This window comes from Achromobacter sp. D7-1, from assembly GCF_059760445.1.
In genome coordinates, this window is the sequence record NZ_JCBAMT010000051.1 from 39108 (window position 1) to 47992 (window position 8885).

Annotated in this window: 8 protein-coding genes; all 8 read right to left on the minus strand. The window is 66.0% G+C overall.

Features of this window, described 5'->3' with window-relative positions:
- Positions 1-54: 54 nt before the first annotated feature.
- Positions 55-2034, minus strand: a complete 1980-nt coding sequence (locus tag AC6LKD_RS20705; protein WP_237709972.1) for a nitric oxide reductase activation protein NorD — start codon at positions 2032-2034, stop codon at positions 55-57.
- A 2-nt stretch (positions 2035-2036) separates the two neighbouring features.
- Positions 2037-2843 carry a CbbQ/NirQ/NorQ/GpvN family protein gene (locus tag AC6LKD_RS20710; protein ID WP_498117316.1) on the minus strand — a complete coding sequence of 269 codons (807 nt, stop codon included), beginning with the start codon at positions 2841-2843 and terminating at the stop codon, positions 2037-2039.
- Positions 2844-2912: 69 nt separating this feature from the next.
- Positions 2913-3950, minus strand: coding sequence for an aliphatic amidase (locus tag AC6LKD_RS20715; protein WP_013391115.1), 1038 nt, complete (start codon positions 3948-3950; stop codon positions 2913-2915).
- A gap of 25 nt (positions 3951-3975) precedes the next feature.
- Entirely contained in the window at positions 3976-4665 is a 690-nt protein-coding gene (gene urtE / locus AC6LKD_RS20720; protein WP_013391114.1) for an urea ABC transporter ATP-binding subunit UrtE, read from the minus strand.
- A gap of 14 nt (positions 4666-4679) precedes the next feature.
- Positions 4680-5441 carry an urea ABC transporter ATP-binding protein UrtD gene (gene urtD, locus AC6LKD_RS20725; RefSeq protein ID WP_085947826.1) on the minus strand — a complete coding sequence of 254 codons (762 nt, stop codon included), beginning with the start codon at positions 5439-5441 and terminating at the stop codon, positions 4680-4682.
- Between the two features lie 32 nt (positions 5442-5473).
- Entirely contained in the window at positions 5474-6520 is a 1047-nt protein-coding gene (gene urtC / locus AC6LKD_RS20730; RefSeq protein ID WP_013391112.1) for an urea ABC transporter permease subunit UrtC, read from the minus strand.
- A gap of 4 nt (positions 6521-6524) precedes the next feature.
- Positions 6525-7427: an urea ABC transporter permease subunit UrtB gene (gene urtB, locus AC6LKD_RS20735; RefSeq protein WP_041654757.1), complete on the minus strand. Its 903-nt coding sequence runs from the start codon at positions 7425-7427 to the stop codon at positions 6525-6527.
- A gap of 69 nt (positions 7428-7496) precedes the next feature.
- The gene (gene urtA, locus AC6LKD_RS20740) at positions 7497-8690 is read right to left on the minus strand and encodes an urea ABC transporter substrate-binding protein (protein WP_013391110.1); all 1194 of its coding nucleotides are present in this window, start codon (positions 8688-8690) and stop codon (positions 7497-7499) included.
- Positions 8691-8885: the final 195 nt, after the last annotated feature.

The following is an 8885-nucleotide window of genomic DNA, read 5'->3' on the forward strand; positions in this document are numbered from 1 at the left end:
TCATCAGTTTCAGCACAGCCGCAGCCGCCGTCAACACGTGGATTCCTGGGGTCGTCACGGCGCCGCCCTGGCATAGACGCGGACCAGCGCCTGCGGCAGCGCCGCCGGGTTCGTCACGATCCGGTAGCCGCGAAAGCCGAACATGGCGCGCAGCTGCGGTTCGGCCTTGGCGTCCAGCGCAACGCAATGCACGCTCACGCCGCGCCCGCGCAATTCCAGCACCGCCTCGCGCGCGTCGTCCACCAGATAGCGCGGGTCGTGCGCGTCGACATCGGAAGGCTCGCCGTCGGTCACGACGATGATGGCGCGCCGCTCCCCCGGGACGAGCAGCGCCAGCCCGCCTGCATGCCGCAGCGCCGCGCCCAGGCGCGTCGAATAGCGGGCCTGGGCCGCGCCTATGCGGCCCAGCGCCGTCGCCACCGGAGCGCCGGGCTCCAGCAGCCGGTAGTAATACACCGCCGCCCGCGTATCCGAACAGAAGCCGTGCACGGCAATCCTGTCGCCTTCGCCCGATGTGGCCTGCGCCAGCAGCATCGCTGCCTGCTTCTCCAGATCCAGCACCGTCGTCCCGGCGTCGGATGCCAGGTCGTTGGCCGAAGCCGACAGGTCCAGCAGCACCAGCGTGCTGCTGGCGCAGGGCTGGCTGCCGGGCCGCATGAAGAAGCGGGCGTCGGGCGCCAGATCCAGGCGCCGGTCGATCAGGACCTCGATCGCGGCGTTCAGGTCGATGTCATCGCCCTCCCATTGCCGCCTCAGGCGGCGCGCGCGGCTCAGGCGTCGCGACTGCGGCAAGGCCAGGCGTTGCACAGGAGCGGCGGGCGCAGGCGGCGCCGTGCCGTTCCAGCCGGGCAGCTTCTCGATCACGGTGCACCAGTCCGGCCGGCTGCGGCCCAGCTTGTAGTCCCATTCCGGATAGCGATAGCGCCCCAGTTCCGTTTCGTCGGCAGCTTGCTGTACGTCTTCCTGCCCTTGCGGCGCCGCGTCGCGGGGCTCGGGCGCCATCCCCTGCGAACCCAGGGTCAGTTCAGGCGGCGGTTCGGCCGCGTCGCCGTAGTCCCACAGGTAGGCGTTGTCGTCGCGGTAAGGGACCGGCACGGCGTATTGCTGCGGATTGAAGCGCACCCGCATCTGGCCCAGGTCGTTCGCCAGTACCGACGCCAGGCGGCGAAAGGCCGCCGTGTCCCGCAGGTCGGCGGACTGCGCCTCGAACAATGCCCGCGCCTTGTTCACCCAGTGGTTGTCGTCGCGCAGCGACGGGTCCATCAGCAGACGGCTCATGCGCTGGATCAGCGCCGCGAACCCCAGGTCCGCAGGATCGGGCGGCGGCGGCGCGAACGGTAGGAACCAGCGGCGCACGCCGGGATAGTCCACGGCCAGCAGCCGCTCCACTCGCGCGTCCTCAATGGCGGACACCACTGCCACGCCCATGGGCTTCAGGCTCGCGACCGGTTGCGCCGCCGGCGAATAGCGCAGATGGGCCGCCGCATGCGCCACGGCCGCGCGGTACAGCGCCCAGCGGTCGGCGCCGTCCAGCACGGTGTAGCTGTCCGGCACCAGCAGATGCGTAGGTGCGAGAATGGGGCGCGAAGGCGGACCGTCCAGCGCCGGACGCCGCAAGGCTTCGACCCCCATGGCTCTGCCCGAAAGGCCGCACAGAAGCCATGACAGCCGCGCCTGCGCGGCTTCCAGATCCTGCGCGCCCGCTTCGCCGTTCAGGGCCTCGCGCGCATAGGCATCGCGCAACTGGAAGTAGGCGCGCAGCAAGGCGGGCTGGCGTTCGTAGCGCCGCAGGCCCGCCAGCATCCAGCGCCCCAGCCCGCCCGCCGTCAGCTTCGCCATCAACTGGTCGAGCCGCTCCGCCACGGCTGCGGCGCACTCCGCGTCTTCGTCGTGCAGCAAGTCGATCCAGCGCCGCACTGCCGCGGCCTGGTCCTCGCCGCTGCGCGCGGCCAGGCGGCGCAACTTGTCGTCCAGCGTGCCTGCCAGGCGTGCGCCGGCGCCGGCTCCCTCCCCCGCGGACAGGACGGCTCGCATGTTCATTCCAGGTTCGCATCGACCAGCGCCCGCAGCGCGGCCGCCATGTCGGGGTCGTCAGTCAGCGCACGCGTCATCGTCATGTCGCAGCTCTCGGCGGGACTGACGCCGTCGCGGATCAGGATGCCGGCGTAGATCAGCATGCGGGTGGACACGCCCTCGTCCAGCCCATGGCGCTTGAGCTCGCGCGAACTGTGCGCGATCCGCACCAGCCGGTCCGCCAGCCCGACGGCTATGCCCGCCTCGTGCGCCACGATTTCGGCCTCGTGCCCGGGTTCCGGATAGTCGAAATCCAGCGCCACGAAACGCTGCCGGGTGGAGGGCTTGAGGTCCTTGGCGCTGCTCTGGTAGCCAGGGTTGTAGGACACCACCAACTGGAAATCCGGATGGGCTCGCACCACCTCGCCCTTCTTGTCCAGGGGCAGGATGCGCCGCGCATCGGTCAGCGGATGGATGACGACCGTCGTGTCCTGGCGCGCCTCCACGATCTCGTCCAGGTAGCAGATGCCGCCATGGCGTACCGCCAGCGTCAGTGGGCCGTCATGCCAGGCGGTGCCGTCGGCGTCCAACAGGTAGCGGCCCACCAGATCAGAGGCCGTCATGTCCTCGTTGCACGCCAGCGTGACCAGCGGCCGGCCCAGCTTCCAGGCCATGTACTCCACGAACCGCGTCTTGCCGCAGCCGGTGGGACCCTTCAGAATTATTGGCAGCCGATGCGCGTACGCATGTTCGTACAACGCGGTTTCCCGCCCCGTCGGGCGGTAAAAGGGTTCTTGCGCAATCCGGTAGGTATCGAGCGGAGACGGCACGGTTCATGTCCTCGGAAAGCGTCCGTCCGGCACGGCAGGCCGGACGGACCGGATGATCGGCAGGCGCGCCTAGCGATGCTTTGCGTCCTCGTTGGGAATGCCTTCCATCGGGCACTCCGGCGTGCCCACCGTGGACCGGGTAAAGGACTCGACCATCTTGCGCGTGCCCTCCGGATCGTTGATCCAGTTGGCGTAGAAGTTGTAGGGGCAGGCCGCGACGCCCGTGGCCTCCTCGCCGGAATTGATCTTGCCGGTGTAGCCGCGATGCACCAGTTTGAACAGGTGGTTCTGCGACTGCATGTTCTTGCGCGCGTCGCGGATCAGGCTGGTCGACAGCTCGGCGTACTGCACGCCCATGTCTTCCTCGCCGCATTCGCCCAGCGTGCGGCCGTCGAAGCCGATGATGGCCGAATGGCCGAAGTAGGAATAGACGCCATCGAAACCCGCGGCGTTGGCCACCGCCACATAGACGTTGTTCATCCACGCCATGGCCTTGGACACCATGACCTGCTGATCCTTGGCCGGGTACATATAGCCCTGGCAGCGTACGATCAGTTCCGCGCCGCGCATGGCGCAATCGCGCCAGATCTCGGGGTAATTGCCGTCGTCGCAAATGATGAGGCTGATCTTCAAGCCCTTGGGGCCTTCCGACACATAGGTGCAATCGCCCGGATACCAGCCTTCGATCGGCACCCAGGGCATGATCTTGCGGTACTTCTGTACGATCTCGCCCTTGTTGTTCATCAGGATGAGCGTGTTGTAGGGCGCCTTGTTGGGGTGCTCTTCGTGGCGCTCCCCCGTCAGCGAGAACACGCCCCAGACGTTGGCCTTGCGGCAGGCGTCGGCGAACACCGCGGTCTCTTCGCCCGGAATGGCCGACGCGGTTTCGTACATTTCCTTGGCGTCGTACATGATGCCGTGGGTCGAGTACTCGGGGAAGATGACCAGGTCCATGCCGGGCAGGCCGCGCTTCATGCCCACGACCATGTCGGCGATCTTGCGGGCGTTCTCCATCACCTCCGCGCGGGTGTGCAGCCGCGGCATCTTGTAGTTCACGACGGCCACGCCCACGCAATCGTTGCTGCTGGAGATATCTCCATGTCTCATGACAATGCTCCTCGGTGGTTGACGGTCATACCGTCAGGAAAGATCTGACTTTTTCCTGGTCCAGGTTCTCGCGGCACGCCTCATGCACGATGCGGCCCCGATCTATCACCAGGAAGCGGTCGGCCAGGTCCAATGCGAAGCCCAACATCTGTTCCGACACGACGATGGCGAAGCCGCGTTCCTCGCGCAGCGCATTCAGGACCCGCGCGATGTCCTTGATAATGGAAGGCTGGATGCCCTCGGTAGGCTCGTCCAGGATCAGCACGCGCGGATCGGAAATGAGCGCCCGGGCGATCGCCAATTGCTGCTGCTGTCCGCCGGACAGGTTGCCGCCTTTGCGCCGGCGCATCTCATGCAGGACCGGAAAAAACCGGTACAGGTATTCCGGCACGGCCTTGAGCCCGCTGCGCTCGGCGCCCGTCAGGATGTTCTGCTCCACGGTCAGGAACGGGAAGATCATCCTGCCCTGCGGCACGAAGGCCAGCCCATTGCGTACACGCTGGTAGCTCTCCATGCCCGCCAGTTCCACGCCGTCCAGCCGGATGCTGCCCGAGCCCGACCGCAGCATGCCGATCAGCGCCTTGAGCAAGGTGGTCTTGCCCATGCCGTTGCGGCCCATGATGGCCACGGATTCCCGGGGCGCCACGTCGAAGCACACGTCGTGAACGACGTGGGATTCCCCGTAACTCACGTTCAGCTTGTCGATCTGGAACACGGCGCGCCCTCCTATCAATGGCCCAGGTACACATCCAGCACGCGCGGATCGGCTTGCACCTCGGCCACGGTGCCTTCGCTCAGCAGCCGGCCCTGGTGCAGCACGGTGACTTTGTGCGCGATGCGCTTGACGAAATCCATGTCGTGCTCGATGACGACCATCGATTTGCCGCGCGAGATCCGCGCCAACAGCTCGGCGGTCTGTTCGCGTTCGCGCGGACTCATGCCGGCCACCGGTTCATCCAGCAATAGCAGCTGCGGGCTCTGCATCAGCAGCATGCCGATCTCCAGCCATTGCTTCTGCCCGTGGCTCAGGCGGCCCGCCTTCTCCGCCAGGCGGTCCTGCAGAAACACTTGTGCGGCCATGTCCTGGATGCGCTCGCGGATGTCGGCCGTACGCCGGAACCGCAACGAGCGGACCACGCCGTGCGCGTTGGGCAACGAGATCTCGAAGTTCTCCAGCACGGTCAGGTCTTCGTAGACCGATGGCGTCTGGAACTTGCGTCCCACGCCGGCGCGCACAATGTCGAATTCCGCCATCCGCACCAGGTCGCGGCCCTGGAACATCACTCGGCCCGCGGACGGCCGGGTCTTGCCGCAGATGATGTCCAGCAGCGTGGTCTTGCCCGCGCCGTTGGGGCCGATGATGACGCGCAGTTCGTCCTGTGCCACGCGCAGGCTCAGCCCGTCCACGGCCCGAAAGCCGTCGAACGAGACTGTCAGATCCTCGACGCTCAGGATGGCGCCCGGCGCCGGGCGGTCGCTGCTCATGTCCATGCTGGCGGGCTCCTGCAGGTCCAGGGTGGCGCTCATCGCGCGCTCCCCGCGGCGCGGCGCGCCTGGATCTGGCCGAACACGCCGGCCAGGCCGTTGGGCATGATCACGACCACCGCAATGAAGATGGCGCCCAGGAAGTACAGCCACACTTCCGGGAAGGTCTCGGACAGATAGGATTTGAGAAAGCCGATCAGCAAGGCGCCAACCACGGCTCCGGGAATCGACAGGCGGCCGCCGACCGCGGCATAGATCACCATTTCGATCGACGCCACCACGCCGATCGCTCCCGGGGAGATCAGGCCCACCTGCAGGGTGAAGAATGCGCCGCCGATGGACGAAAGGACCGCAGCCACCGCGAAAATGCAGGCTTTCACGTGCGCCGTGTCGTAGCCCGAGAAGCGCACGCGGTCCTCGCGGTCGCGGATGGCGATCAGGATCTTGCCCAACCGGCTGCGCACGATCGCCAGCGCCGCCAACATCGCCACGATCAGCGCCCCAGCCTCGATGAAGTACAGCGCCTGCTTGCCATCGTCGCCGACGATGTCCCAGCCCAGCAGCGTGCGGAAGTCGGTAATGCCATTGGCCCCGCCCGTGTCTCCCTGCTGGCCGATGATGAGGACAGTCAGCGTCATCGCCAGGGCCAGCGTCACGATGGCGAAGTACACCCCGCTGACCCGCTTGCGGAAAATTGCCAAGGAAAACAGATAGGCGGCCAGGCCCGGCAGGACCACGATCAGCAAGAGCGTCAGCGTCAGCGAGTGGAACGGCTGCCACCAGACCGGCAGGCTATCCACGCTGCTCCACACCATGAAGTCGGGCAGTTCCGGCGCGGAAGCCTCCAGCTTCAGGAACATGGCCATCATGTAGCCGCCCAGCCCGAAGAATATGCCTTGCCCCAGGCTCAACACGCCGCTGTAGCCCCAGGTCAGCACGATGCCTATCGCCACGAAGGCGAACGCCATGTACTTGCCGACCAGGTTCAGCCGGAACGGATCCAGCGACAGGGGCAGCACAGCCAGGATCAGCGCCGCGACCAGCAGGATCGCGATCTCTTCGGTTTTCCGGTGCAGGGCCTTCATCGCATCACCCCCGAGTCTTATTGGCGAACAGCCCGTTTGGGCGGAAATAGAGCACTACGATCACCAGGACCAGGATCGTGACCTTGGCCATCGAGCCGCTCATCAGGTATTCCAGCGTGGTCTGCGACTGCGCGATGGCCAGGCCGGAAAACGCCGTTCCCAACAGACTCTGCACGCCGCCGAACACCACCACGATGAACGAGTCGACGATGTAGAGCTGGCCGGTGCCGGGGTTGGTCGACCCGATCATGGTGAAGACACAGCCGGCGATCCCCGCCAGGCCGGAACCCAGCGCGAAGGTCAGCGCGTCCACGCGCCGCGTGTTGATGCCGACGGCGCCTGCCATCGCGCGGTTCTGCGTGACGGCGCGCACCCGCAGGCCCCAGGCGCTGCGATAAAGCAGCAGGTACACGCCCACGGCCACCAGCAATGTCAGGCCGAGGATGAAAATGCGGTTCAGCGGGAACTGCAGGTCGGGCGTGGGCTCCCACGCGCCGCTGAGCCAGGAGGCCAGCGGCACGCTGACCTCCTGCGCGCCGAATATCGAGCGGTAGGCTTGCTGCAGGATCAGGCTCAAGCCCCAGGTCGCCAGCAGCGTGTCCAGCGGACGGTTGTAGAACCAGCGTATGAAGCCGCGCTCAAGCACATAGCCAAATGCGAAGGTAACCAGGAACGCCAGCGGAATGGCCGCGAACAGATAAACGTCCATCCAGCCCGGCGCCCAATGCTGGAACGCCGCCGAGACCAGATAGGTCGTGTAGGCCCCCATGGCCATCAGTTCGCCGTGGGCCATATTGATGACGCCCATCAGGCCGAACACGACGGCCAGGCCGATCGCCATCAGCAGAAGAATGCTGAAGAGGCTGATCCCGTTGAAAAACTGCATTGCCGCAATGTCGAGATTCATGGTCACGTTCCAGGCTGTGCCGGCGGCATCGCCGCCGGCCATGGGCTCGCGCGCATCCGCCAGCGCGCGCTACAGCTTCGGGAAGGGATTGGGTTCGATCAGGTCCGCCGATTCCCAGACGATGTCGAACTGCCCATCGGGCCGGGCCTTGCCCACGCGTACCTTCTTCCAGACGTGATGGTTGGTTTCATGCACGCGCACGGTGCCCTCCGGCGCTTGCAATGTGAGACCCGCCGAGGCCGCGATCACCTTGTCGGGATCGAACGAACCGGCCTTCTCCACGCCGAGCTTCCACAGGTACACGCTGTTGTAGGCAACCTCCATCGGGTCGCCGATGACGCGGTCCTGGCCGTACTTGGCCTTGAACGCTTTGACGAACTTTTCGTTGGCCGGATTCTGCAGGCTCTGGAAATAACCCATGCAGGCGTAGTAACCCGCCGCGTTGTCCTTGCCTATGCCTTCGATCTCGTTCTCGGACACCACCGTGGACAGCAGCACGACGCGGGTTCCGTCCAGGCCGGCCGCGCGCAGCTGCTTGTAGAACGCCACGTTCGAACCGCCCACCACGGTGCTGTAGATGCACTCGGGCTTGGCCGCCTTGATCTTGTTGATGATGGAAGAAAATTCCGTGTGCCCCAGCGGCGCGTACTCTTCTCCCACCACCTTGGCGTTCATGCGCGCGATGGCCGGCTTGGCGATCTTGTTGCAGGTGCGCGGATAGATGTAGTCGGAGCCGACCAGGAAGAAGGTCTTGCCCTTTTCTCGCGCCATCCACTCCACCGCCGCGATCACGGACTGCGTGGCTTCCTGCGACGGGTAGAACACCCGCGCATCCTGCTCCTGGCCCTCGTAGTAGGTCGGGTAGTAAAGCAGGCCCTTGCTGCGCGAGAGCACGGGCAGCAAGGCCTTGCGCGAGGCCGAGGTATAGCAGCCCACGATGGCCGCGACCTTGTCGCGGTCGAGCAGCTTGCGCGCCTTCTCGGCGAACACCGCGTTCTCGCTCGCGCCGTCTTCGACCACGGGTTCGATCTTGCGGCCCATCACGCCGCCCGCGGCGTTGATCTCTTCGATCGCCAGCTTTTCCGCGTCCACCAGCGAAGCCTCGGCGATGGCGATGGTGCCGGACAGGGAATGCAGCAGGCCCAGTTTGACGGTGTCTTGGGCGTAAGCCTGGCGGGGCAAGGCTGCCATCCCCGATGCGGCACTCAGTAAGACCATGGAGCCGCTGTGCTGCAGAAAGCGGCGGCGGTTGTATACGCTCATCGTTGCGCTCCTGTGCGTTTCTGAAGGCAAGCCTCCGGCCGGGGCTTGCACGCAAGCCCTGAACTGCCCGGGATTGGACAGGCGCCATTGCCCACCACATCACGACGACTGCCGTCCGCCCGCAGCGTCCACGTTTCTTCAGGCAAAGCTGCGCCCACGGCGCAGCGAAACGCCATTCGAAGAGAAGCGATGGAC

What these genes read in the sequence shown, in the direction of transcription:
- AC6LKD_RS20705 (WP_237709972.1), bottom strand. Translation starts at nt 2,034, where the DNA reads ATGCGAGCCGTCCTGTCCGCGGGGGAGGGAGCCGGCGCCGGCGCACGC.
- AC6LKD_RS20715 (WP_013391115.1), bottom strand. Translation starts at nt 3,950, where the DNA reads ATGAGACATGGAGATATCTCCAGCAGCAACGATTGCGTGGGCGTGGCC.
- urtD (WP_085947826.1), bottom strand. Translation starts at nt 5,441, where the DNA reads ATGGACATGAGCAGCGACCGCCCGGCGCCGGGCGCCATCCTGAGCGTC.
- urtC (WP_013391112.1), bottom strand. Translation starts at nt 6,520, where the DNA reads ATGAAGGCCCTGCACCGGAAAACCGAAGAGATCGCGATCCTGCTGGTC.
- urtB (WP_041654757.1), bottom strand. Translation starts at nt 7,427, where the DNA reads ATGAATCTCGACATTGCGGCAATGCAGTTTTTCAACGGGATCAGCCTC.
- urtA (WP_013391110.1), bottom strand. Translation starts at nt 8,690, where the DNA reads ATGAGCGTATACAACCGCCGCCGCTTTCTGCAGCACAGCGGCTCCATG.